This is a genomic window from Hankyongella ginsenosidimutans, from assembly GCF_005144965.1.
GTDB lineage: Bacteria > Pseudomonadota > Alphaproteobacteria > Sphingomonadales > Sphingomonadaceae > Hankyongella > Hankyongella ginsenosidimutans.
This window is the reverse complement of sequence record NZ_CP039704.1, coordinates 517,424-540,330: the sequence shown is the minus strand read 5'-3', so window position 1 is coordinate 540,330 and position 22,907 is coordinate 517,424. Positions and strand designations below refer to the sequence as shown.

Annotated in this window: 31 protein-coding genes and 5 pseudogenes; 17 read left to right on the top strand and 19 right to left on the bottom strand. The window is 65.1% G+C overall.

Translation table 11 applies throughout. From position 1 onward, the window contains the following. Positions 1–184 precede the first annotated feature (184 nt). Positions 185–1,044 (bottom strand): annotated as a pseudogene (panC, locus tag E6W36_RS03160) (pantoate--beta-alanine ligase). 149 nt (positions 1,045–1,193) lie between these two features. Between panC and E6W36_RS22885 the strand changes: the two are divergent. From E6W36_RS22885 to pgmG, 4 genes and pseudogenes are all read left to right on the top strand, one after another. Next, positions 1,194–2,014, top strand: a pseudogene (locus E6W36_RS22885) (division plane positioning ATPase MipZ). Then, positions 2,011–2,343, top strand: a complete 333-nt coding sequence (locus tag E6W36_RS03145; RefSeq protein ID WP_222873720.1) for a hypothetical protein — start codon at positions 2,011–2,013, stop codon at positions 2,341–2,343. The pseudogene E6W36_RS22885 and the gene E6W36_RS03145 overlap by 4 nt, the downstream one beginning before the upstream one ends. After that, a complete protein-coding gene (locus E6W36_RS03140; protein ID WP_425459676.1) occupies positions 2,319–2,453 on the top strand; it encodes a J domain-containing protein in 135 nt (44 codons plus the stop codon). Before E6W36_RS03145 ends, E6W36_RS03140 begins: the two co-directional genes overlap by 25 nt. A 46-nt stretch (positions 2,454–2,499) precedes the next feature. Next, positions 2,500–3,876, top strand: a complete 1,377-nt coding sequence (gene pgmG, locus E6W36_RS03135) for a phosphoglucomutase/phosphomannomutase PgmG (protein ID WP_222873719.1) — start codon at positions 2,500–2,502, stop codon at positions 3,874–3,876. Between the two features lie 223 nt (positions 3,877–4,099). On the opposite strand, the pseudogene E6W36_RS03130 reads toward pgmG, so the two are convergent. The 4 genes and pseudogenes from E6W36_RS03130 to E6W36_RS03115 form a co-directional block, all read right to left on the bottom strand. After that, positions 4,100–5,175, bottom strand: a pseudogene (locus tag E6W36_RS03130) (GNAT family N-acetyltransferase). Between the two features lie 66 nt (positions 5,176–5,241). Continuing rightward, positions 5,242–5,646, bottom strand: coding sequence for a PI-PLC domain-containing protein (locus E6W36_RS03125; RefSeq protein ID WP_222874557.1), 405 nt, complete (start codon positions 5,644–5,646; stop codon positions 5,242–5,244). Between the two features lie 492 nt (positions 5,647–6,138). Then, the gene (locus E6W36_RS03120) at positions 6,139–6,567 is read right to left on the bottom strand and encodes a RidA family protein (protein WP_222874387.1); all 429 of its coding nucleotides are present in this window, start codon (positions 6,565–6,567) and stop codon (positions 6,139–6,141) included. An 82-nt stretch (positions 6,568–6,649) separates the two neighbouring features. After that, positions 6,650–7,423: a GGDEF domain-containing protein gene (locus E6W36_RS03115; RefSeq protein WP_222873718.1), complete on the bottom strand. Its 774-nt coding sequence runs from the start codon at positions 7,421–7,423 to the stop codon at positions 6,650–6,652. 271 nt (positions 7,424–7,694) lie between these two features. Between E6W36_RS03115 and E6W36_RS03110 the strand changes: the two genes are divergently transcribed. The 5 genes from E6W36_RS03110 (at position 7,695) to E6W36_RS20220 (ending at position 11,668) form a co-directional block, all read left to right on the top strand. Continuing rightward, a complete protein-coding gene (locus tag E6W36_RS03110; RefSeq protein ID WP_425459675.1) occupies positions 7,695–8,105 on the top strand; it encodes a response regulator in 411 nt (136 codons plus the stop codon). Between the two features lie 116 nt (positions 8,106–8,221). Further along, complete coding sequence (locus E6W36_RS03105) at positions 8,222–8,596, top strand: response regulator (RefSeq protein WP_281277592.1); 375 nt, start codon at positions 8,222–8,224, stop codon at positions 8,594–8,596. 378 nt (positions 8,597–8,974) lie between these two features. Continuing rightward, positions 8,975–9,469 carry a GGDEF domain-containing protein gene (locus E6W36_RS03100; protein WP_222873716.1) on the top strand — a complete coding sequence of 165 codons (495 nt, stop codon included), beginning with the start codon at positions 8,975–8,977 and terminating at the stop codon, positions 9,467–9,469. 112 nt (positions 9,470–9,581) lie between these two features. Next, positions 9,582–10,142 carry a hypothetical protein gene (locus E6W36_RS03095; protein ID WP_222873715.1) on the top strand — a complete coding sequence of 187 codons (561 nt, stop codon included), beginning with the start codon at positions 9,582–9,584 and terminating at the stop codon, positions 10,140–10,142. Further along, entirely contained in the window at positions 10,139–11,668 is a 1,530-nt protein-coding gene (locus tag E6W36_RS20220; RefSeq protein ID WP_281277432.1) for a methyl-accepting chemotaxis protein, read from the top strand. Before E6W36_RS03095 ends, E6W36_RS20220 begins: the two co-directional genes overlap by 4 nt. On the opposite strand, the gene E6W36_RS20215 is transcribed toward E6W36_RS20220, so the two are convergent. From E6W36_RS20215 to E6W36_RS22880, 5 genes and pseudogenes are all read right to left on the bottom strand, one after another. Continuing rightward, positions 11,654–11,776, bottom strand: a complete 123-nt coding sequence (locus E6W36_RS20215) for a hypothetical protein (RefSeq protein ID WP_281277600.1) — start codon at positions 11,774–11,776, stop codon at positions 11,654–11,656. The two genes, E6W36_RS20220 and E6W36_RS20215, sit on opposite strands and share 15 nt — an antisense overlap. Beyond that, positions 11,761–11,970 carry a 2'-5' RNA ligase family protein gene (locus tag E6W36_RS17585; RefSeq protein ID WP_246048415.1) on the bottom strand — a complete coding sequence of 70 codons (210 nt, stop codon included), beginning with the start codon at positions 11,968–11,970 and terminating at the stop codon, positions 11,761–11,763. Before E6W36_RS17585 ends, E6W36_RS20215 begins: the two co-directional genes overlap by 16 nt. A 32-nt stretch (positions 11,971–12,002) precedes the next feature. Continuing rightward, positions 12,003–12,161: pseudogene (locus E6W36_RS17580) on the bottom strand (2'-5' RNA ligase family protein); the annotation flags it as partial. Continuing rightward, positions 12,110–12,673, bottom strand: a complete 564-nt coding sequence (locus E6W36_RS03080; RefSeq protein WP_425459674.1) for a GDSL-type esterase/lipase family protein — start codon at positions 12,671–12,673, stop codon at positions 12,110–12,112. The pseudogene E6W36_RS17580 and the gene E6W36_RS03080, both read right to left, overlap by 52 nt. Beyond that, a complete protein-coding gene (locus tag E6W36_RS22880) occupies positions 12,660–12,851 on the bottom strand; it encodes a hypothetical protein (RefSeq protein WP_425459673.1) in 192 nt (63 codons plus the stop codon). Before E6W36_RS22880 ends, E6W36_RS03080 begins: the two co-directional genes overlap by 14 nt. A gap of 56 nt (positions 12,852–12,907) precedes the next feature. Here E6W36_RS22880 and E6W36_RS03075 point away from each other — a divergent pair, with 56 nt between their 5' ends. The 8 genes from E6W36_RS03075 to E6W36_RS03040 all read left to right on the top strand — a co-directional run bounded on the left by E6W36_RS03075 (position 12,908) and on the right by E6W36_RS03040 (position 16,950). Continuing rightward, the gene (locus E6W36_RS03075; RefSeq protein ID WP_222874385.1) at positions 12,908–13,606 is read left to right on the top strand and encodes an ABC transporter ATP-binding protein; all 699 of its coding nucleotides are present in this window, start codon (positions 12,908–12,910) and stop codon (positions 13,604–13,606) included. Next, entirely contained in the window at positions 13,606–13,869 is a 264-nt protein-coding gene (locus tag E6W36_RS03070; RefSeq protein ID WP_222873714.1) for a hypothetical protein, read from the top strand. The genes E6W36_RS03075 and E6W36_RS03070 overlap by 1 nt, the downstream gene beginning before the upstream one ends. Beyond that, positions 13,866–14,672: an ABC transporter permease gene (locus E6W36_RS03065; RefSeq protein WP_222873713.1), complete on the top strand. Its 807-nt coding sequence runs from the start codon at positions 13,866–13,868 to the stop codon at positions 14,670–14,672. The genes E6W36_RS03070 and E6W36_RS03065 overlap by 4 nt, the downstream gene beginning before the upstream one ends. Next, complete coding sequence (locus E6W36_RS03060) at positions 14,627–15,190, top strand: hypothetical protein (RefSeq protein ID WP_222873712.1); 564 nt, start codon at positions 14,627–14,629, stop codon at positions 15,188–15,190. The genes E6W36_RS03065 and E6W36_RS03060 overlap by 46 nt, the downstream gene beginning before the upstream one ends. 14 nt (positions 15,191–15,204) lie before the next feature. Beyond that, entirely contained in the window at positions 15,205–15,447 is a 243-nt protein-coding gene (locus tag E6W36_RS03055; RefSeq protein ID WP_222873711.1) for a hypothetical protein, read from the top strand. Between the two features lie 22 nt (positions 15,448–15,469). Continuing rightward, the gene (locus E6W36_RS03050; RefSeq protein ID WP_222873710.1) at positions 15,470–15,859 is read left to right on the top strand and encodes a hypothetical protein; all 390 of its coding nucleotides are present in this window, start codon (positions 15,470–15,472) and stop codon (positions 15,857–15,859) included. Further along, on the top strand, positions 15,859–16,092 hold the full coding sequence (locus E6W36_RS03045) for a hypothetical protein (RefSeq protein WP_342776913.1): 234 nt from the start codon (positions 15,859–15,861) through the stop codon (positions 16,090–16,092). The genes E6W36_RS03050 and E6W36_RS03045 overlap by 1 nt, the downstream gene beginning before the upstream one ends. Before the next feature lie 117 nt (positions 16,093–16,209). Further along, positions 16,210–16,950: a Bax inhibitor-1/YccA family protein gene (locus E6W36_RS03040; RefSeq protein WP_222873708.1), complete on the top strand. Its 741-nt coding sequence runs from the start codon at positions 16,210–16,212 to the stop codon at positions 16,948–16,950. A gap of 60 nt (positions 16,951–17,010) precedes the next feature. Here E6W36_RS03040 and E6W36_RS03035 read toward each other — a convergent pair. The 9 genes and pseudogenes from E6W36_RS03035 to E6W36_RS03000 form a co-directional block, all read right to left on the bottom strand. Further along, positions 17,011–17,719: pseudogene (locus E6W36_RS03035) on the bottom strand (peptidoglycan recognition protein family protein). Next, positions 17,716–18,609 (bottom strand): DMT family transporter, encoded by an 894-nt coding sequence (locus E6W36_RS03030; protein ID WP_222873707.1) that lies wholly within the window; start codon positions 18,607–18,609, stop codon positions 17,716–17,718. The pseudogene E6W36_RS03035 and the gene E6W36_RS03030 overlap by 4 nt, the downstream one beginning before the upstream one ends. After that, positions 18,606–18,935, bottom strand: a complete 330-nt coding sequence (locus E6W36_RS03025; protein WP_222874384.1) for a J domain-containing protein — start codon at positions 18,933–18,935, stop codon at positions 18,606–18,608. The genes E6W36_RS03030 and E6W36_RS03025 overlap by 4 nt, the downstream gene beginning before the upstream one ends. Then, on the bottom strand, positions 18,932–19,222 hold the full coding sequence (locus tag E6W36_RS03020) for a TerB family tellurite resistance protein (protein WP_222873706.1): 291 nt from the start codon (positions 19,220–19,222) through the stop codon (positions 18,932–18,934). The genes E6W36_RS03025 and E6W36_RS03020 overlap by 4 nt, the downstream gene beginning before the upstream one ends. Further along, a complete protein-coding gene (locus E6W36_RS20210; protein WP_281277431.1) occupies positions 19,204–19,329 on the bottom strand; it encodes a hypothetical protein in 126 nt (41 codons plus the stop codon). Before E6W36_RS20210 ends, E6W36_RS03020 begins: the two co-directional genes overlap by 19 nt. Before the next feature lie 61 nt (positions 19,330–19,390). Further along, on the bottom strand, positions 19,391–20,233 hold the full coding sequence (locus E6W36_RS03015; RefSeq protein WP_222873705.1) for a CheR family methyltransferase: 843 nt from the start codon (positions 20,231–20,233) through the stop codon (positions 19,391–19,393). Beyond that, entirely contained in the window at positions 20,230–21,330 is a 1,101-nt protein-coding gene (gene cheB, locus E6W36_RS03010) for a chemotaxis-specific protein-glutamate methyltransferase CheB (protein WP_281277591.1), read from the bottom strand. Before cheB ends, E6W36_RS03015 begins: the two co-directional genes overlap by 4 nt. A gap of 150 nt (positions 21,331–21,480) precedes the next feature. Then, the gene (locus tag E6W36_RS03005; RefSeq protein WP_222873704.1) at positions 21,481–21,846 is read right to left on the bottom strand and encodes a response regulator; all 366 of its coding nucleotides are present in this window, start codon (positions 21,844–21,846) and stop codon (positions 21,481–21,483) included. Between the two features lie 66 nt (positions 21,847–21,912). Beyond that, positions 21,913–22,704 carry an Hpt domain-containing protein gene (locus tag E6W36_RS03000; RefSeq protein WP_222873703.1) on the bottom strand — a complete coding sequence of 264 codons (792 nt, stop codon included), beginning with the start codon at positions 22,702–22,704 and terminating at the stop codon, positions 21,913–21,915. Between the last annotated feature and the right edge of the window lie 203 nt (positions 22,705–22,907).

Genomic DNA, 22,907 nt, shown 5'->3' with positions numbered 1-22,907 from the left:
CGTATCAGGCAGGTCATGTGCAAGACCTCAGGTTACGGCGGTTATCGGATTGCACAGTTCGAGGACCGCAAGGCCAAGCGCACTACGCAGCCTTTACCCGCCCCCAGCCTCAGCAATACGGGATAGAGCGTTAATAAATGGTAACTGAATTTAAGGGTATATTTGCCGATATGGTTATGCTGACTTAAGGAAGGCCAACCGGCATGTTGTCGAGCAACCGCACGTCGCCCAGCCGCGCGACCGCAAGCAGGCGGCCCGGCCGGTCGAGGCGTGGCATCGGCGCCAGCGTTTCGGCGTCGCGCAGATCGAGATAATCGACCTGATCGAAACCGGCCGCGTGCAGCGCCTGCCGTCCATCCGCCAGCACTTCGGCAACCGGCGCGCCCGCCTGAATGCGACGGACGCACTGCGTGAGAACCCGCGGCAAGGCCTGGGCGACGGCGCGCTGGGCGGGTCGAGCCGGGTATTGCGCGAAGACAGGGCCACGCCGTCGGCATCGCGCACCAGCGGCGCGCCGATGATTTCCGTCGGGATGTCGAGATCGCGCGCCAGCCGGCGGATGATCGCCAGTTGCTGGTAGTCCTTCTCGCCGAATATGGCGACGTCGGCCTGCGCCTGGTTCAGCAGCTTGGCGACCACGGTCGCCACGCCCTCGAAATGACCCGGCCGCCAGGGGCCGCAAAGACCATCGCTGAGGCCGGCGACCGTGACCGACGTCGCGAAGCCATCCGGGTACATGGCGCGCGTGTCGGGCGCATAGACGGCATGGGCACCGGCGTCCGCCGCAGCGCGGACATCGGCGGCTTCCTGGCGCGGGTAGGCCTCGAAATCCTCATGCGGGCCGAACTGGGTCGGATTGACGAACACCGAGACCACGACCCGCTCGGCATGCTCCAGCGCCTTGGCGACCAGGGAGGCATGGCCCGCATGCAGCGCGCCCATGGTCGGGACCAGCGCGACGCGCGCGCCGCCAGCGCGCCAGGCCGCCACTTGCTGGCGCAAATCCGCGACGCTGCGCAGGAGAGGGAGCGGGGTTTCAGTCATGGTCGTGGGGATACCTGGTTGGTGGACGCAACGACGACGCGCCAGTTGACGGCGCATCGGACATCGCCGAAACAGTGATTGAACAGGAGCGACGCGCAGGCAAGAGCCAACGTCGCGGGACAACGATAAGCTGGGGCGTCTGCGCAGTCATGAAGGCGCATGTCATCGTATTGGGAAATGAGAAGGGCGGGTCGGGCAAATCGACCACGGCTGTCCACATCGCGGTCGCGCTTGCGCACCAGGGCCTCAAGGTCGGCGCGATTGACCTCGACGGCCGGCAGCGCAGCATGGCGCGGTATCTGGAAAACCGCGCGACCCATGCCGCGCGCCATGGCCTGACGCCACCGACGCCGGAGGTTATGGCGCTGATGGACGGCGATCAGGCGACTGACGCCGCGCGCTTCGACTCCGAGGCGGCGCCTGGCTTGCCGAGAAGGATGTGATCGTCGTCGACTGCCCGGGCCGCGACAGTGCACTGTCGCGCGCGGCCCACGCCCATGCCGATACGCTCATTACGCCGATGAATGACAGCTTCGTCGATTTCGATCTTCTCGGCCAGGTCGACCCCGACAGCCTGAAGGTCTCCCGCCCCAGCGTCTATGCGGAGATGGTCTGGAACAGCCGCAAGGCGCGCGCCCGGCGCGATGGTCAATCGATCGACTGGATCGTCCTGCGTACGCGCCTGTCGCATCTGGAAGCGCGCAACATGCGCCGGGTCGGCGATGCGCTGGACCAACTGGCCAAGCGCATCGGCTTCCGGGTCATCCCCGGCCTTTCCGAGCGGGTGATCTTTCGGGAACTGTTCCCGCAAGGGCAGACTCTGCTCGACCTCGGCCAGGCCGCGCCGCTCACCATGTCGCAACTTTCTGCGCGCCAGGAGTTGCGCGACCTGATGGGCAACCTCAATCTGCCGGTCGCGAAGGCGGCCACGGAGGATGGCGTCCTCGTGCTTGGTGACACCGCCGCATGATCCCGCTGCTGCTGGCAGCGGCGGCGCTGGCAGTGGCCTGGGCGGGGCTGCCCTGGCTCGCCCGTGCCAGGCCGCGCGACGTCAAGCGGCTGGTGTACACGCTTGCCGGCCTCGCGCTTGCGCTTGGCGTTGCCATGGTGATGACCGGGCGCGGCGGCGTTCTGCTGCCGATTGTCGCCGCCATCGCCGCAGGCCTCCTGCACCGCCTGCTCAATCGCCAGCCGCCTGAGCCGCCCGCGGCGCAGCCCGGCCTCCAGGACGCCTATGCACTGCTCGGCCTGCCCGAGGCCGCCACCCCGACGATGTGCGCGCCGCGCACCAGCGGCTGATGCAGCGCCTTCACCCTGACAAGGGCGGCACGGATGCGTTGGCGCAGCAGATCAACGCCGCCCGGGACAGGATCCTGGCTGCATTGACGGAAGGTCGTTCAAAAGCCTAAAGCCCGGACGTTCTTTTCCGCAGCTGCTTACACGGACGTTTCTGCCATGCACAATTTTCACCCGACCATTCTTCGTGAATACGACATCCGCGGCGTCATCGACGAAACCCTGAACGAGGCCGACGCCCGCGCGATCGGCCGCAGCTTCGGCAGCATCGTGCGCCGGCAGGGCGGCAGCCGGGTCGCGGTCGGCTACGATGGCCGGCTGTCCTCGCCGAGCCTGGAACAGGCGCTGGTCATGGGCCTGCGCGAGGCGGGCGTGGACGCCCTGCGCATCGGCCTCGGCGCGACACCGATGCTCTATTACGCCGTCTACGCGCTGAACGCTGATGGCGGCATCCAGATCACCGGTTCGCACAATCCGCCGAACTACAACGGCTTCAAGATGATGCTCGGGCACGCGCCGTTCTTCGGCGATGCCATCAAGGCGCTCGGTGCCGTCGCGGCCCGCGGCGACTGGGAAAGCGGCGCAGGCGACGAACAGTCGATCGACCTGCTCGACCAGTATGTCGCCCGCCTGCTGGAGGGCTTCCAGGGCACTGGCTTCCGCATCGCGTGGGATGCGGGCAACGGCGCCGCCGGCCCGGCGCTGGAAAAGCTGGCCGCCAGGCTTCCGGGCGAGCATGTCCTGCTCAACAGCCGGGTCGACGGCACCTTCCCGGCGCACCACCCGGACCCGACGGTCGAGGCCAACCTTGAGCAGCTGAAGCAGGCGGTGGCGGATGGCGGCCTCGACTTCGGCATCGCCTTCGACGGTGACGGGGACCGCATCGGTGCCATCGACGGCAAGGGCCGGGTGATCTGGGGCGACCAGTTGCTGGCGATCTATGCGGAGGCCCTGCTGAAGCAGCATCCGGGCGCGATCGTGATCGGCGACGTTAAGTCAAGCCAGCTGCTGTACGATCGCATAGCAGCGCTCGGCGGCCAGCCGCTGATGTGGAAGACCGGGCACTCCCTCATCAAGGCCAAGATGAAGGAAACCGGCAGTCCGCTCGCGGGCGAGATGAGCGGCCACGTGTTCTTCGCGGACCGCTATTACGGCTTCGATGATGCGCTCTATGCCGGCGTGCGCCTGATCGAGGCGGTCAGCGCGCTCGGTGGCGACCTCAGCGTGCTCAAGAGTGCGATGCCCGAACTGGTCAGCACGCCGGAACTGCGCTTCCCCTGCTCCGAGGAGCGCAAGTTTGCCGTGATCGGCGAGGTCATGGCGCGCCTCGGCGCGGACGGCGCGCAGGTCAACGACATCGATGGCGCACGGGTGAATACGGCCGATGGCTGGTGGCTGCTGCGTGCTTCCAACACGCAGGATGTGCTGGTCGCCCGCGCCGAGTCCGCGTCGCCCGATGGCCTTGAGCGACTGGTCGCGCAGATCAACGCCCAGCTCGCCGCCAGCGGCGTCGCCGCCGTGACCGTCGCCCATTAGGCTCTTCCCGTTAACGGGAAGGGCCTAGAAACGACAAGAAAGTGTAGTATCTCAGTTTGAAAAATCCGCTCGTGGTGAGCTCGGACCGAACCACGAGCCGCTCTCCTTCGTCCAGCTCAGGGTGAGCGGGGAGGTTTCAAACTGAGACACTACCCAAGAAAGGCCTCAGGCATAAGAGCAGGCCCTTTTATCCGGCCTTTGATGCCTCAAAGGCGGACTGACGCTATTCCGATTGTCGCCGGAACGGCGTCGCCTGATCCAGTTCGGCGATGATGTCCGCCATGGCGCGGCGCTCGTGGTCCAGAAAATCGGCCACCGCGCGGCGCAGTCCGGCATGGGCGATCCAGTGCGCCGACCATGTGGGCGTCGGCGCATAGCCGCGCGCTAGCTTGTGTTCGCCTTGCGCACCAGCCTCGACCCGCGTCAGGCCACGCGCGAGCGCGAAGTCGATCGCCTGATAATAGCAGACCTCGAAATGCAGGCAGGGATGGTCCTCGATCGCGCCCCAGTAGCGGCCGTAGAGCGTGTCCGCGCCGATGAGGTTGAGCGCCCCGGCGACCGGGCGGCCGTTCCGATAGGCGAACACCAGCAGGACCGACTCCGCCATGGCCTCGCCGAGCATCGAGAAGAAACGGCGCGTGAGGTAGGGCTGCCCCATTTGCGCGCCCCCGTATCCTGATAGAAGGTCCAAAACGCGTCCCAGTGCGCTTGCCTGAGGTCTGCGCCGGTGATCCAGCGAATGGAAATGCCGCCTTCAAGCGCGGTCGCACGCTCCTTGCGGATCGCTTTGCGCTTGCGTGAGGCGAGGGCCGAGAAATCCCTCGAAATCGCCATAGCCGGCGTCCTGCCAGTGGAACTGCCGGTCCATGCGGATCAGCCAGCCGGCGGCATCCAACAGTTCCGCCTGATCCTGGGTCAGAAAGGTTGCATGGACTGAGGACAAGCCGTTGCCCTCAGCCAGCGCCTGCAGTCCGGCGATCAGGTGCGGGGCAGCGTCCGGCGTGCGTGTCATCAGGCGTGGCCCGGTCGCCGGGGTGAACGGAACGCTCACCTGCAGCTTGGGGTAATAGCGGCCGCCGGCGCGCTCGAAGGCGTCGGCCCAGCCGTGATCGAACACATATTCGCCCTGCGAGTGGCTTTTACATAGGCGGGCGCGATGCCGGCGATGCCGTCGCCCAGATCGACGCTCAGGTGCAGCGGCAGCCAGCCCGTGGCGGCGCAGGCGCTGTCGCTGGCTTCAAGCGCATGAAAAACGCATGGCGGACGAACGGGTTGCCCGTGCCGGCACAGGCGTCCCAATCATGTGCTGCGATAGCATCGACGCTCGTATGCGCGCTCAGAACGGCCATGGCTGGTCGACTGGCACTATCGCGCCAACCCCGGCTCCGCGCGACGCTGCGGCGCTTGCGCGTCGTGCGGAACGGATGCGACGGTCGACGCGCCGGACATCGCCAAGGTGTCGATCGCCACATTGTCCGCGTGATTGTTGACCCGCATGTGCGCCTGCATGCTGCCGACGCCCATGGCGAGGATCGGGATGCCATGGTTGCGCAGGCGCGTCGCCAATCGGTTGGGCAGGCTGTTGGCCTGGAACGCCATGAAATGCGGGCGCGCGCGCATGACCGCCGAGAGCAGCCGCATGCCGGGCGGCATGATCGCCCGCGGCCGAACTCCGCCGTCTCCGGCGTCACGTTGATGGCGCGCGGGATATTCGGCATGTTCCGGCCGAACCAGCAGACCACCTCCGGATCGGTCGACATGACGGCGCATGGGCCGCGGTAGCCCTCCAGCGCCCGGCGAATCGCATAGCAGAGCGGTCGCATCCTGGCGCTGGTGGTCATGGCGTTCATGATGATCGGGGTGCGCCCGCCGACTTGCAGCAGCGCCGACATCAGAACCGGAATCGTGTGCGCCGTACCCTTGATCCGGGTTTCCTGCAGCACATTGGCACCATAGGAGGGCCCCTCGATATCGGTCAAACCTTCGAGCATCGGATCCCCGAAGACGACAACGTCGCTATCGAAGGTCTGCTGGACGTCGATGACGATACCGAACCCGGTGCGGCTCGCCCTGTCGAGCGCCGCCAGCGTATTGGGCGGGGCATCAGGGGCGACCGAACCGCGCCAGGCGAACGGCTGACGGGTGAGCCAGGCTAGGCGAACGCTAGCGCCGCTGTCTCTTACCGGTGGCGAGGCAGGTGGCATGCAGCCCTCTCTTTACATGAACGCCAATAAGGGTTGTGCCCTGCCTGTTCGGTTAAAATCAATCGGGATCGATTTCGAAAACGGCATCGATTTCCACCGCGGCGTCGAGCGGCAGCACGTTAACGCCGACGGCGCTGCGGGCATGCCGGCCGACCGTCTCGCCGAATGCCGCCACCATCAGATCGGATGCGCCGTTGGCGACCACTGGCTGCCGGGTAAAGTCGGAGGCCGAACTGACGAACGCGCCAAGCTTCACCACGCGCCGCACTTTCTCCAGCGAGCCAAGCGCCGCCTTCGCCTGTGCGAGCAGATTGATCCCGCACAGGCGGGCGGCCTGCGTCGCATCCTCGACCGAGACGGTCTCGCCGACCTTGCCGGTGTAGGCGAGCACGCCATCGCGCAGCGGCAACTGGCCGGACACGTAGAGCTGGTTGCCGCTCTTGACCCAGGGAACGTAGTTGGCGACCGGGGCGGCCGGCTGAGGCAGGGAAACCCCAGTTCAACCAGGCGCGACTCAACGAACATCGGATAACCTCACGGCGTATGGTTCATGAAACAACCAGAAACACTTACGCAAAACCGCCGGTGCTGGCTAGAGCCAGTCCTGTTTCGCTTGATGCGTCGCCGTCATCACGAGGCTGCACGGCAGCCGCGGCGATCCAGCAAGACCTCAGGCCGGCCCGAGAGAGCGCCGCAGCATGTCGCGTTCCGCCAGCGCCAGGGCGCTGGCCAGCGTCGCCTGCGGGAAATCGCAGCCAGCCCGAAGCCGAACTGCAGCGGCTGCCGCCCGTCCGCGGTCTCGATGTCGATCTTGTTAAGCTCGCGGCAGATCGCGCGCGCCTTGTCCGGTGCCGATGCCTGGGGCATCGCTCCAGCAGGATGGCGAATTCACGCGGGCCGATGCGTGCGAGAACGTCGCTTGAGCGGATCAGCCGGCTGACGGTCCGTGCCACCGCGTACAGCGTCGAGGAGAGCTGGAGCGGCGGAAGGCCGTTGAGCGTCTGTTCATGGTCGCGGATTTCCACTTTCACGAGAACAGCGGTGTCGCCATAGCGTGACGAAAACGCCACCGAGCGGGCGAACAACCGCTCCAGGCCGCGCTTGTTCGGTACCCCGGTCATATCGTCGATCAGGGTCGAGTCGCGCAGCGAGCTCAGCTGCTGCGCCTGCCGCATCATGGTGTGTTCCGCATCGGTTGCAAACTGCAGCACCTGCCGCAACAGATCGCGTTGGCCGACGGAGACGGGAGAGGTCAAATCCATCTCCGCGATCAACCGTCCGGCGATCTCCCCAATGCGCCCGGTCTCGCCGCCTGGGCTTTGCGGATCGATGGATCCGAGCACCCCTTTGTCCTTTCTGGTAACGTCTTATTAAGGGTCTTAGTGTTACTTTTTTAATTTGTCGTCATGCTGAATTTTCAGTCTCGTCGCATTTTGAAGCCTGAAAAGAAACTGTGCCAAATTGGATCAGGGGCAGGCAACGGAGCAGGTTTCAACTCTAAGGATTTTCTGTTAAGCAGCAACAAATCAGGGGTTCCACGCGCTGTTCATGTCGTATGCGTTCCAGGGTAGCGTGGACGCAGCGCCGTGTCGCTTTGGGCAGAGGGAAGGCCACATGCAGAAGACCGTGCTCGTCGTGGAAGACAACGAGCTGAATATGAAGCTTTTCTGCGATCTGCTGGAAGCGCACGCTTACCGCACTGTCCAGACGCGCGACGGCAAGGCGGTCATAAGCCTTGCCAGAGAACACAGGCCCGACCTGATCCTGATGGATATCCAACTGCCGGAAGTTTCCGGCCTCGATGTGACGCGCTGGATCAAGCAGGATCCCGATTTGAGCCAGATTCCTGTCGTCGCCGTAACAGCTTTTGCTATGAAAGGCGATGAGGAGCGGATAAAGGGGCGGCTGCGAAGCTTACATCGCGAAGCCGATTTCCGTCCTGCGTTTCATAGAAACTGTTCGGCAATTCGCTTGAAGCCCGAAAGGTGGCAATTCCGTGACCGCCCGCGTCCTGGTTGTCGATGATCTCGAACTGGTCCGCCAGTTGCTGGAACGCAAACTGCGGGACGAATATTATGAAGTTGTGACTGCGGATAGCGGCCAGTCAGCGCTCGATATCGTGACGTTGGACCCCCGACCTCATCATCCTCGACATCGTCATGCCGGAAATGGACGGCTTCGAGGTTTGCCGGCGCCTGAAGTCCGATCCGCATACCGCGCATATCCCGGTTCTGATGATGACCGGCGTCGACGGCCCGGCCGAACGAGGGCCTGGGCTCGAGGCCGGGGCCGATGACTTCCTGGTCAAGCCGATCGTCGATCTGGAGCTGCAAGCGCGGGTGCGGTCCCTGCTCCGGCTTAAACTCACGCTCGATGAACTGCGCAGCCGCTCGCTGACCGACCTGGTCTTCACCAATGCGGTTGGCGCGACCCCTGCCCGGATCAACAAATCAAGGTCTCGCTGCTCGCCGTTTCCGGCGAAGCGGAGGCCTTCGAGCAGCAACTGTCCAACCTGACGCTGGTCAACCGCTACAGTGCCACCGATGGTTTCGAGCGCCTGACTCAGCACGATACCGATGTGGTTGTGGTGCACCTTGGCAGCTATCCACAGTTCGGGCTGCAGGCGATCGCCCGGCTTCGCTCGATGCGAGAAACCCGCGGGATCGCGATTCTGGCGGCCAACGAGTCCGGCGATGTCCGTCCGCTGGCCAAGGCATTCGAACTGGGCGTTGGTGACTGCCTGAAACTGCCGACCGACGAGAGTGAAATACGGGCTCGCCTGCGCAGCCTCTGGAAGCGCAAATGCATCACCGACAAGCTGCGGGAGAACATGCACCTCTCGATGCAACTGGCGGTGACCGACGCCGTGACGGGGCTGTACAACCGGCATTACCTTGAGTCGCATCTGCGTACACTGGAGGCGCGCGCGCGCCTGCCGCCGTCCCTTCGCGCTGGCGATGATCGACATCGATCACTTCAAATCCGTCAACGACCGCTGGGGCCACGCTGTCGGCGATCAGGTATTGCGCCAGTTCGCGGAGCGAATTTCCCGCAACGTGCGCGGGATCGATCTGGCGGCGCGCTATGGCGGGGAGGAGTTCGTGATCCTCATGCCCGACACGGATCTCACGACCGCGACCAACATCGCCCGCCGCCTTAACGAAGTGACGTATGCCGAGGTATTTCACCTGTCGGGCGGGGAACAGGTGAAAATCAGCGCCAGCATTGGCATCGCCGCGCTGGAAAGCTTCGAAGAGGATTGCCTGACCGTGCTGGAGCGCGCCGACATGGCGTTGTACGAAGCGAAACAGAACGGGCGCAATTGCGTCATCGCCAAAGGCGAGGGGCATAGCGGCCCTGGTGTCTCGAAAGTTTCGCTCTTCCGTTAAACTTACCTCAATCTGTAGCGGGTACATCAGTTGCGGTAACGTGTGTCGTAAATTGCGGCGCAGTCGGTACCATATGCGTCACGTGTTCATCCACTTCTCGTAGCGGTGCAGCATGCTTGATCGCCTTTCGATTCCGCATAAGCTTTACTGCTTTTGCGCTCTTTCTTGTGCCGCTCGGCGTCGTCGTCTCGCTTCTGGTGATGAATGCGCAGGACAGCATAGCATTCAGCCAGAAGGAAAGAACGGGGTCGATTATCTGAAAAATATATGGCCGGTAATAGACTTGGCGACAGCGCAGCCTCCAGCCGCGCGTTCCTCGTCTTTGCTGACCAAGGCCGTTGAGGCGCTAGAAGAGGGCAGGACCCAATACGACGGCATGCTTGCAAGCGGCACTCAGTCCAAGGCGCTCGCGGATCTGTTGGCCCGATGGCCCCAAGCCATGGAGCGGAACAGCCGGATGCAGCAAAATGAGGCAATCGCCGCGACCATAACACTGATCGCAAGGGTGGGCGATACCTCAAACCTGATCCTCGACCCGGATCTCGATAGTTATTACACCATGGATATGGTGATCGCCAAGCTTCCGACGCTTGTGGCGGCGCTGGTATCACTGAACCAGAGCTATCGGGATTATGAAAAGATCCAAGCAGCGCCAACAGGCTGGCATTGTTGAACGACGCCACGGCCTACACTGTGGCGTCGGCCGCGCTGCGCAGCAGCTTCGCGGCTGCTTATGATGGGAACGTGGATCATTCGCTGGCGAACGGGCCGCTCGGCGTGGCGCAACGTCGGCTGGAGGACGCTCTCAAGCCACTTGAGGAGACTCTGGCGAATATCCGTCACAGCGCCTTGACCGGGGCTCAGCCCCTAGGAGTGGGTGCAAATTTTCAAGAGCACGGCTTTGGCGCCACAGCGGCCGCATCCGAGGTGTGGTCGGCCGCCAGCGATGAACTAGACCGGCTGCTTTCGCAGCGCATCCAGCGCGCCTTCCAGAAATTGCTGCTCCAGTTGGCAATCGTTGCCGTGACACTGGCAGGTGCTGCCCTCATGGGTGGCCTTGTCGGCTACGGCCTGGATCGCGCGATCCGGCGCCTAACCGGCGTGATGCAGAGCTTGACCCAAAATCGGGTCGATATCCAGGTTCCCTACGTTCACCTGCGCAACGAGGTCGGCGCGCTGGCGCAAGGTCTGCTGGCCTTCCAGGCGGCGCTTCGGGAACAGGCGGTGCTTGAGGCAGAAATCGAGCAGGAACGCGTTAAGGCGCAGGAACAGCTTATAGCGCAGGTTGCCGCACAGTCCCGGATCGAAGCGGAGGCACGCGCTGCCGAGCGGGAAGCCCAGACACGCGAGGCCATGGAGAAGGAGCAGGCATCGATACTTGCGCTTGCGACGCAGCTAGAGACAAGCATGTCGCAACCTATTCAACGGCTTGGTACCTCCGCCGTTCAGCTTGGCGCCTGCGCTCGCCAGATGCACGGCTTGTCCGAACATACCGATGCGCAGGCAGGAAAAGCCGCCGAAGCGGCACAACTGGCGCAAAATGGCGTCAACACCGTCGTGCCGGCAGTCGAACAGGTTTCCGCATCGATCCAGATGATTGCCAGCGAGGTGAACGCGGCGCGTGCGATCAGCACGGATGCCGTCCAGAAGGCGATGCAGGCCGACCAGCGGGTTGAAAGTTTGTCCAATGCCGCAAAGAAGATCGGCGAGATCGTGTCGCTCATCGACGCCATCGCTGAGCAGACCAACCTCTTGGCGCTGAACGCCACCATCGAGGCGGCGCGCGCTGGCGAGGCGGGGCGCGGCTTTGCCGTCGTTGCCGGCGAGGTCAAAGCGCTCGCGGGACAGACGGCGCAGGCGACGCGGGAGATCGCAGACCAGATTGCCGCCATTCAGTCGAGCACCGATGAAGCTGTCGGCGCAATTCGCGCAATTAACATGGCCATCAGCCAGGTCAATGCGGCGGCGGGCAAGATTGCGACGTCCATCAACGAACAGACTGGCGCGATCGCTGATATAAACCGGGCGGTCGGAACGGTCGCGAGCGGTGTTCAAGGACGGCCGATGGCATCGTCGAGGTGGACAGGGCGGCGACCGATACGCGTACGGCCTCCCAGCAGGTGCAGGATGCCAGCGAAGAGGTGCGCGCCCAAGTCGAGCGCCTGCACGATCACATTGCTGATTTCATCGGTTCTCTGAGCCGCTCGCAGGCAGCGTGACGGCGCTCAGCGGATAACGCGCCAACGGCTGATAATAGGCGCGGTCGCTGGTGAGGTGGCTTTCGTAGAGCGTCAGCGCGTCGACCATGAACGGCGGGCTGGTGTTGCCCCGACCCCGGCGACGAACGGCTCGAGCTTCTGCGGGCCCGGACGCGGGAACCGGGCCAGCGTGATGTGCGGGGCATAGGCGCGCGTCTCCGGCGGCAGGCCGACCCGCTCCAGCGCACGATTGACCTTGTTGAACAGCGTGTGCAGCGGCGCTCCGGTTTGACGCCGACCCACAGGCTCGCCCCTTCGCCGCGCCGGCTGAAGGTGCCGATGCCGGCCAGTTGCAGGCTGAACGCCGGATGGTTGAGGCCTGCAAGCGCTGCTTCGCAGTCGCGGGCCTGGTGCCGGTCGACCGTGCCGATGAACCGTACGGTCAGGTGCAGCTGGTCGTCGCTTTGCCAGCGCGCGTGCGGCAGGCCGCCCATGAGGGACAGCAGGTGCGCGCGGATCGCCGCCGGCGGCTCAATGGCCACGAACAGGCGCTGCATGGCCGCTCCCTCCAGTGCTGCGCGCACGCTCGGCAGGATGTTCCGGACCATGACGGCAACGCCCGCCTTGTTCGGGTGCATGCCGTCTGCGAGCTGCAGCGCGCGGTTGCCCGCCACGCCGTCCAGAAAGAACGGGTAAAGCGGCACGGCATGTTTCCGGGCCAGCGCCGGGTAGATCGCGTTGAAGCGCTTGCCGTAATCCGCCCCAGATTGGGCGCGGCCAGCATGCCGGCCAGCAGCACCTTGATCCTGCGCTGCCGAAGCTTGGCCAGCATGGCGTCGAGGTTGGCCTTGGCCTGCTCGGGCGATTGGCCACGCAGCATGTCGTTGGCGCCAAGCTCCAGGATCACCAGATCGGGCGTGCGCTTCAGGCTGTTGAGCACCCAGTCGAGCCGGGCCAGCCCGCCGGCCGTCGTCTCGCCGGAGACCCCGGCGTCATGAACGGTCACGCCGGGCAGGGCTGCATCGAGTTGCGGGCGAACCCTCGCCGGGGCCGAGGTTGTAGCCGGCGGTCAGGCTGTCGCCGAACGCCACGACCAGCCGGTCCGCCGCCATGGCCGGGGCGGACGCGAGCAACAGCAGACTCGACAAAAGCAACCGGCTGAAAAATCCAAGCGTTGGGCGCATCGTATACTCTCTTTGCAGATCAGGCCTGCGATACACGGGCCATCACCACAGTGGGAATAAATGTGCCAAGCATCAACCTGGAAGCCGTCCACCTGAGCCTCAACAGCGGCGCGGGGCAGGTCCACATCCTGAATGATGTGTCGCTGCGCATCGCCGCTGGCGAGTCGGTCGCCATTCTCGGGCCGTCGGGGTCCGGCAAGTCGTCGCTGATGGCAATCGCCTCCGGCCTGGAACGCGCGACCTCTGGCACGGTCGAGGTGGCCGGGGCGGATTTTTCCGCCCTCGACGAAGATGGTCTGGCGCTGGCGCGGCGCGGGCGGATCGGCATCGTGTTGCAGGCGTTCCACCTGATTCCGACCATGACCGCACTGGAAAATGTCGCAACGCCGCTGGAACTGGCTGGGTCACGCGACGCCACGCCCCAGGCGCGTGCGGCGCTGGAGGCAGTCGGGCTGGGGCACCGGCTGGAGCATTACCCGGCGCAACTGTCCGGCGGCGAGCAGCAGCGGGTCGCACTGGCGCGGGCGACCGTCTCCCGCCCGCCGATCCTGTTTGCGGACGAGCCGACCGGCAATCTGGACGGCACGACCGGTGCCGCCATCATCGACCTGATGTTCGGCCTGCACAAGGATCAGGGCACGACGCTGGTCCTCATCACCCACGACCCGGCATTGGCGGCGCGCTGCCGGCGGATCATCGAGATGCGCGACGGCCGCATCGTCGCTGACCGTCCGTCGCAAGCGGTCGCAGCCTGATGGGTGCCGCCTGGACCCTGGCGCTGCGGGACCTGCGTGGCGGGCTGCATGGCCTGCGCCTGCTGTTCCTGTGCCTGCTGCTCGGCATCGCGACCCTGGCCGGGATCGGCAGTCTGTCGTCGGCACTGCTGGCGGGCATCGGCGAGCGTGGGCAGTCCCTGCTCGGCGGCGACATCGAGCTGCGTCTGACCCACCGCACGGCGACGGGGACGAGCGCGCGGCGTTCGCCCGTCTGGGCCGGGTCTCCGAGTCCGCGCGCATGAATGCCATGGTGACACGGCGGGATGGCGAAAAGGCAGCGCTCGGGGAGCTGAAGGCAGTCGATGGCGGCTACCCGCTCTATGGGACCTTCGACCTGCAGGGCGGCGGCGACCTGCAACAGGCGCTGGCGGACCACGGCGTGGTCATGGACCCGCTGCTGGCCGAGCGCCTTGGCGTGACAACCGGCGACAGCGTGCGCATCGGCGCGCAAGCCTTCACCCTGCGCGGCCTGATCGCCCTCGAGCCGGACCGTGCCGGCCAGGGCTTCGAGCTTGGCCCGAGCGTCATCATCAGCCAGCGGGACCTGGCGACGACCGGCCTCGTCAGCCCCGGCAGCCTGGTGCGCTATCATTATCGCATCGTCTATCCCGGCGACCCGCAGCCGGCGATCGACGGGCTGAACGCGGCCTTCCCCGACGCCGGCTGGCAGGTCAATGACCGCCGGAACGGCGCGCCAGGCCTCAGCAGCTTCATCGAGGACCTGACCCAGTTCATGACGCTTGTCGGCCTGACGGCGCTGATGGTCGCAGGGGTCGGCGTCGGCAATGGCGTATCGGCTTACCTCGAGACCAAGGTGCGGACCATCGCCACGCTGAAGAGCCTGGGCGCGGACTCCCGGCTGATCTTCCAGGTCTATCTGCTGCAGGTGTTGCTGGTTGCGGCAGCGGCGATTGCATTGGGCCTGGCGATCGGCACCGTCGCGCCGTTTGGCATCGTTGCGGTTATCGGCGATGCGCTGCCCGTGCCGCCGCGCATGGGGTGTATCCGCTGCCGCTGGCGGTTGCGGCGCTGCAGGGTCTTATGATCGCGCTGGTGTTCGCACTCTGGCCGCTGGCGCAGGCGCGGGTGACGCCGGCGGCGCGGCTGTTCCGCGCCCGGGTGGAGGCGGATCGACGGGTCGGGCGCACGATCCCGGCGCTGATCGTCCTGCTGGCGCTGGCCGTGGTGGCGCTTGCGGTGCTGACGGCGGCGGACCGCGAACTGGCGCTCGGGTTCGCCGGCGCGGCATTCGGTGTGCTGCTGCTGCTGCGCGGCGTAGGCTGGCTGGCGATCCGGCTGGCGCGCGCGGCACCGCGCCCGGCAAACCCGACGCTGCGCATGGCGGTCGCCAACCTGCATCGGCCCGGCGCGGCCACGGCGCAGGTGGTGATGGCGCTGGGACTGGGCTTGACTCTGTTTGCGACCTTGGCGGTGGTGGAGGCGAACATGCGTGCGCAGGTCGACCGCACCCTGCCGCGCACGGCACCGGACTTTTCTTCATCGACATCCCCAAGGCCGACATCGATCGCTTCAAGGCGGAAATCCAGGCGACCCCGGACCTGAAATCCTTCGAGGTCGTGCCGTCGCTGCGCGGCCCCATCACCCGGGTGAACGGCGTGCCGTCCCGCGACGTGAAAGCGCCGCCGGAAGCGGCGTGGGCGCTGCGCGGCGACCGTGGCCTGACCTACACCGCGACCCTGCCGGAGGGAACACGGTGGTCTCTGGTGCATGGTGGCCGGCGGATTACAGCGGCCCGCCGGAAATCTCGCTCGATGACCGGGTGGCCAAGGGGCTCGGCCTCAAGGTTGGCGACACCTTGACCGTATCCGTGCTGGGGTCGAGGTGACGGCGCGGATCGCCAACACGCGCATGATCGACTGGGAGTCGCTTGGCTTCAACTTCGTCATGCTGTTCGCGCCGGGAACGCTGGAGAGCGCCCCGCATACCTACATGGCGACGGTCGACGTGCCGCCGGCGCAGGAGCCAGCCGTGTTTGCCCGTATCGCCCGCGACTTTCCCAGCGTCGCGACCGTGCGCATGTCGAGCGTGTTCAGCCAGCTTGGCGCGCTGCTGACCCAGATCGGCACGGCAGTGCGCGGCATGGCCAGCGTCACGCTGTTGTCCGGCATGCTGGTGCTGATCGGGGCCGTGGTCGCCGGGCGGCAGGCGCGCAGCTACGACAGCGTGATCCTGAAGGTGCTGGGGCGACCCGGCGGCAGGTGCTTGCGGTGATGGTGTGCGAATATGCACTGCTGGGCCTGGCGACAGCACTGGTCGCCATGACGCTGGGGCTGGCGGGCGGCTGGTTCGTCACCACGCAGATTCTCGAGTTCGAGTGGCAGCCGCCGCTGGGGCTGCTGGCGGCGACTGTCGCGCTCGGGACGGTGGCGACGATCGGCTTCGGCCTTGCTGGGGCGTGGTCCGTGTTGTCGGCGCGACCAAATGCTGCCCTTCGGTCGGCATGAGCGTGGGCGCGGCCGGAAAATAAGAGTATATGAGTCGGTAATCCCTTGAACCGGGACCGAAGACGCCGATATCTCTATCAAGCCGCACTGTATGCGGCGTTTTGGGAGAAGGAAGACATGGCAAATCCGTTTGATCTGCGTCCGGGCGCGGACCGAACTGCAAGTGTCCGGGCCGATACCTGGTCTCGGGCCGACATCGATGCCGGCCTGCGCTCGTACATGCTCGGCGTCTACAACATGATGGCATCCGGCGTGCTGCTGACCGGTCTGGTCGCGATGGCTGTCGCGAATGTGCCGGCGCTGACGCAACTGGTGTTCGGGACTCCGTTCAAGTGGGTCGCGCTGTTTGCGCCGCTGGCCATCGTGATGTTTTTCAGCTTTCGTCTTCACAAGATGTCGGCGGCAACGGCCAACGGTGTCTACTGGCTCTATGCGGCGGCGATGGGCCTGTCGCTGGGTTCGATTTTCCTGGTCTATTCAGGGATTTCAATCGCCAAGACCTTCTTCATCACCGCGGCGGCGTTCGGCGGTCTGAGCCTCTACGGCTACACCACCAAGAAGGACCTCTCGGGTTGGGGCACGTTCCTGATCATGGGTCTGGTCGGCCTGGTCGTCGCGTCGGTCGTGAACATTTTCCTGCAGTCGAGCATGCTGGAATTCATCACCAGCGTGATCGGTGTGCTGATCTTCGCCGGCCTGACCGCCTACGACACCCAGAAGATCAAGGAAATGTACCTTGAGGCTGATGCGCACGAGACCCGCTCCAAGAAGATCGTGGCCGGCGCGCTGAGCCTGTACATGGACTTCATCAACCTGTTCCTGTTCCTGCTGCGCTTCTTCGGCAGCAGCCGGGATTAGGGTCCTGACCCTAACCACCCTATCCATGTGACAATACGGCCGGCCTTCGGGTCGGCCGTTTTATGCGAGCGCCCGCAGGACTGCCTGGGTCTGCGGGTCTGCGACACCGTCGACGCAGGCTTGCCTAAAATGCCGCTGGAACGCGGTGACGACCGCAGCGGTTTCCGGATCGAACACGCCGGTGATAGTCAGGCCGTAGCCCCAGTCTCTCAATGCCTGCTGGAGCGCGCTTACCGACGCGCCGGCATCACCAGTGCGCAGCGGCACCAGATCAGAGACCACGGGAACAGGCGGCGGCACGCCAACCCCTGCTGCGCCAGCCACCTCCAGTCGAACAGTTCACCCGGATCCTGCTTGCGCAGCGGCGCGACATCCGAATGGCCGACCACGTTGCGCGCTGCAATTCCGGGGTGGCGCCGAGAATCTCCCGGCACAGCGCCGCGACGGCCGCCATCTGCGCAGGCGGAAACGGCCGATAGCCGAATTCGTGCCCCGGATTGACAATCTCGATGCCGATCGAGGCCGCATTGACGTCCGTGATGCCGCGCCAGTGGCTGAGACCGGCATGCCAGGCCCGGCGATCTTCCGCCACCATCTGATAGACCGCGCCATCCTCGTCGACGAGATAGTGGCTGGAGACCTTCGCGTCCGGGTCGGTCAGGCGCGCCAGCGCAGCCGCCATGGTCGGCATGCCGGTGTAGTGAAGAACCAGCATGGTGATCGCCTGTCCGCGCCGGTCGTCATGGTTCGGCGAGGGACGCGCGATCATGACGGATCGACGGTGGTGATCGGCGGCAGGCTCGGTGCGCGCTGCGCCGTGCGGACGGTGATGACGCCGATGCCGGCGATGGTGACCAGCCCGCCCAGCAGCAACTCCAGCGTGAACGGATTTCCCAGCAGCAGCGTCGCGAACAGCACGGAAAAGACCGGCGTCAGCAGGGTCAGGGGCGTCAGGGTCGAGACCGGATAGCGTTGCAGCAGCCAGGCGAAACCGGCATGCCCGATGACCGAGGACAACAGCGCTGAATAGAAGAGGTAGCCCAGCACCGGCCAGGGCTTCTGGACAATCGGCGCAAAGCCGCCGGGCTCCAGAACAAGCGACAGCACGGTCATGATCGGGATGCTGACGGCGGCGAGCCAGCCCTGGAGCGACAGCGCGGAAATGCCGGAAAACCGGCGTTGCAGCAGAGTGTAGACCGCCCAGACCATCGCCGAGGCGGAAATCAGCGCCAGCGGCAGCCATTCGCGGGCGATCGCCGGATCGAAGGTGAGGATGGCAACGCCGGAAAACGCCAGCAGGATGCCGGCCGTGCGCCGCCAGCGGATGCGCTCCCCGAGGAAAAGCACGGCCATGATCAGCGAGAACGGCACACCCAACTGGCCCGCGATCGCCAGCGCGCTAACGTTGGACGACAGGCTGTAAGCGAGGTTCATCAGCCCGAACATCATCGCGCCACCCAGCACCGCGGACGCCGTCACCAGCCGCATGCGGCCGCGATGCCAGCGCATGAACGGCGCGCAGAGCAACAGCACCAGCATGAAGCGCAAGGCTGTGGCGGCGATAGGGCTGAGCTCGTTGAGCGCCAGCTTCAGCGGTACGACATTGAAACCCCAGCACAGGGTGATGAGCAGCATCAGCGCGAAGTGATGGTTCTTCATGCCGCCTGCGCCTGCATCAGGTCCCGGTAGGCCGCATTGATCGCCGCCATGCGCGCGTGGGCGACCTTGAGGAACGGCTCCGGCGCGCCTTCGGCCATGTGGCGGTCCGGGTGGTGCTGACGGGCAAGCTGGCGATAGGCGGCGCGGATTTCGTCCGGTCCGGCGTCCGGCTCCAGGCCCAGGACGGCATAGGGGCAGCTATGGTCGATGCGGTAGCGCGCCTTCACCTGCGCATAACATTGCGGACTGAGCGCAAAGCGCTCGGCCACGATATCGAGGAAGGCCTGCTCCTGCGCATCGATGCGGCCGTCGGCCAGCGCGATCATGAACAGGCAGTCGAGCAGATCGACAAGCAGCGGATTTCCAACCCCAGCGTATCCCGCGCCTGGCTCGCATAGAGCTCGAAACCGTGCGGCGACTTCTGGGCAAAGCGGTAGAAGCGCGCGACATTCTCCGCCTCGCCGGGTTCGACCGAGAACAGCCGCTGAAAGGTGCGGAATTCCGCTTCGCTGGAACGGCCATCGGCTGCCGAGAGTTTGGCGGCGAGCGCGATGGCGGCGATGGTGAAGGCGGCGGATTGCGTCTCAACCGGTTTCAGTGGTGCCCGATCCAAGGGCCTGTCCACAAAACATGGCCCATCGCAGCGCCGATCAGCGCACCGAGCGGGCCGCCAAGCGCCTGACCGGCGGCAGCACCCAGTAGCTTGCCCCATATCGTCATGCCGGTGAATTAGCCGGTCAGTGCACTTCCGGCCAGCCCGAGTTTTGCGCAAGTGCGTTTGTCAGGCGGCGACGGCGAACAGGCTTTCGGTCGGCACGTACAGGCCGCGCAGTTCGTGCACGGGCCGGAAGGCCTTGGTGAGGCCAAGCACCGTTTCGGCTGCGCCCAGGAACATCGCGCCGTCCGTCGTAAGCTGGCCGCGGATGGCGTCCAGCACCTTGCCCTTGGTCGGAGCATCGAAATAGATCAGCACGTTGCGGCAGAACACGATGTCGAACTGGCCAAGCGAGCTCATCGAGTCGAGCAGGTTGAAGCTGCCATAGCGCACCATTTTGCGGATCGGCTCGTTGAGCTGCCAGGTGTCGCCCTTCTGCTCGAAGTATTTGATGAGCTTCTGGATCGGCAGGCCGCGCTGAACCTCGAACTGCGAGTAGATGCCGGATTTTGCGCGGTTGAGCGCATTGGTCGACAGGTCGGTGCCGACGATGTCGATCTGCCAATCCGCCCATAGCCCGGGGTTGTCGGCGAACAGCATGGCGATTGAATAGGGTTCCTGCCCGGTCGACGCGGCGGCGCACCAGATTCGCAGGCGCTTGGCGCTGCTCCTGGCGGCGCGTAGGGCCAGCAGCGTGTGCTTGGTCAGGATGTCGAAGGGTGTCTGGTCCCGGTAGAAGAACGACTCGTTGGTCGTCATCGCTTCGGTAACTTCGGACAGCAGCGCTTCGTTGGCGTGCATGCGCAGTTCGCCGACCAGCTCCGGCAGGCTGTTGTGGCCGCGGCGGCGGGCGATCAGCGTCAGGCGCGACTCCAGCAGGTAAACCTTGTCGCGCGTGACCACCAAGCCTGATCTGCTTTTCAGCAGATCAGACAGCAGGTCAAAATCGCGGGCGTCCAAGGTGCTCATATTTGCTTACCTTCCACGAGGGCGCGGATGCGTTGGCCGATTTCCGGCAGGGGCAGGATCATGCTGGCGGCGCCGACATGCGCCACGGCGCCCGGCATGCCCCAGACGACCGAGGTCGCTTCGTCCTGCGCGATCACGGTGCCGCCGCGGGTAATCACCTGTTCTGCGCCGGCTGCGCCATCCTGGCCCATGCCAGTCAATACGACGGCCAGCAGACCGCTACCGAAGACTTCCGACGCCGTGCGGAACATCGGGTCGACCGCCGGGCGGCAGAAATTCTCCGGCTCACCGTCGCTCAGAATCAGCTCCGGCACATGGGTGGTGCCACCGACCAGCATGTGCCTGTCGCCGGGCGCTACATAGACGCGACCGGGCAGCGCTTTCTGGTTGCTCGTAACCTCCACGCACGGCACGCCGCAGACGCGCTCAATGTGCTGCGCGAGGATCGCGGTGAAGGTCGGCGGCATGTGCTGGGTGATGATAATCGGCACGCCGATCAGCTTGCCCAGCGCGCCGATCACGGTGAACAGCGCCTGCGGGCCACCGGTCGAACTGCCGATCGCGACCATCCCCGGCGTGACGTGCGAGCGTGGCGCGAGACGTACCGGCTGCGCGCGGTTGATGGTCCGCGAGATTCTTTGCGCACTTGCGCCTGTGCTGTCGCTTGGCGGAACCGCCGCTTTGGCGACCGGCGCTGGCGCGGACGCCTGGGCTTCGACCACGGGCTGATTGCGCCGACGGCGCGCCACATTGCCCAGCGCAAGCACTTTCTGGATCAGTTCGAGCCGGAAGTCCTGGCCTGCGGTCACGAGCCGGGTGCTCTGCGGCTTCGGGATATAGTCGGCGGCGCCCAGGCTGAGCGCTCGCAGCGAGATGTCCGCGTTGCGCATGGTCAGGGTGGAGGCCATGACGACCTGCAAGCCCGGCTGCGCCGCCAGCAGGAGTGGCAGCGCGGTCAGGCCGTCCATCTCCGGCATCTCGATGTCGAGGATGACCAGATCGAACTCGGATGCCTTCACGCAGCGCAGGGCGGTTGCCCCGTTCGCGGCCGAGGCGGTGACGCGGATGTTCGGCTGGTCTTCCAGCCAGCGCGTGATGATCCCCTGATGACCGCAGAGTCATCGACGACCAGAACGCGCACATAGCCGGGAGCGGCGGCATGTTGCGCAGGTTGTTCTTCGGCGGGCAGACTCACGGCGGGGACTCCAGTTACCGGCCGCAGAGGGCCGGACCTAACGGGCGGATGACTACAGCAGGCCGACTTGCGAGAACTTGGCTTCGATGATCTCGCGGTCAAACGGCTTCATGATGTATTCGTTCGCGCCGGCGTCGATGGCGGCGCGGATGTGCGCCATGTCGTTCTCCGTCGTGCAGAACACTACGATCGGCTGCTTTGCGCTATCCGAGCCGCGCAGATGTTTGAGGAAGTCCAGGCCGTTCATGACCGGCATGTTCCAGTCGAGCAGCACGACATCCGGCATGGCGGCCCGGCAGCGCTCAAGGGCATCCCGGCCGTCGACGGCTTCGTCGATCTGGAACTGCAGCTCCTCAAGTATGCGTCGCGCAACCTTTCGGATCACTTTCGAGTCGTCGACGACGAGACAAGATTTCATGGTTCGCTCCTGGTTGGTCACGCTATGGTATCCGCGTAAACCTTGAAAATTTCCTTAGATGTCCCGTTATGCCGCCAGCGCAGCGTTCTGTTCCAGCAGGCGGTTCACGTCGAGAACGACCAGAAGCTGGTCTTCCAGGCGGTAGATGCCGTTCGAGACCTCACGCCAGCGCGGGTCGAGCGTCACCGGGTTCTTCTCGAACAGGGCGTCGTCCAGGCTCAGGACTTCGCCGACCCGGTCGATCAGCAGCGAATAAGGCTCGCCCTTGTATTCCACCACCACGCTCATTCCGGCGCGTTCGCCTTCGCCGCGCGGCGGCAGGCCCAAGCGGGCGCGCAGATCGATGGCGGCGGCGAACGCCGCTTCCAGTTCCTCGAGCGAGACTTCGCCCGGCTTCAGTGAACGGCCGAGCATCAGCTCCGTCTCGCGGCGGGCTTCGGCTTCCGGGTCTGCGGCGGCTGTTTCTGATGCGATGCCGAAATTACCGGCAGCGGCGTCGTCGAGCACGCGAATCAGGTCTTTGTCTTCGCCGTCCGGTTCGTGGCCAGTCGACTCGAGGCCGCGCAGAATTTCCTTGATGCGGTCCAGCGCCTCCAGGATCAGCGTTACAAGCTGCGGCGTGACCACCAGTTCGCCGTCACGAAACTTGCCGAGAACGTTTTCAGCCGCATGGGCAACCGACTCGAGGCGCGGCAGGCCGAGGAAGCCGCATGTGCCCTTAACCGTATGAACAAGCCGGAAAATATTATCGAGAACGGCCTTGTCGTTCGGGTTTTGCTCCAGCCGGACCAGCTCATTGTCGACTGTATCCAGGCTCTCATTGGTTTCGGTCAGAAATTCACTCAGCAAATCGTCCATCGGCCGACCCCTTGGCAGTATAAAACGCAACGCGGCAGTATTTCCGCCGGTCTCGTTCGGACCATGGCTCAGCTTCGGTTAAGAACCGCTTAGCGGTGATTTATTGCTGGTCAGGCCGTGGGCAGCGCCAGCCCGATGACCAGAACCCCGTCGGTTGCGGAGTCGACCGCGAGCGTCGCGCCTGCATCGTGGCTCAACATGCG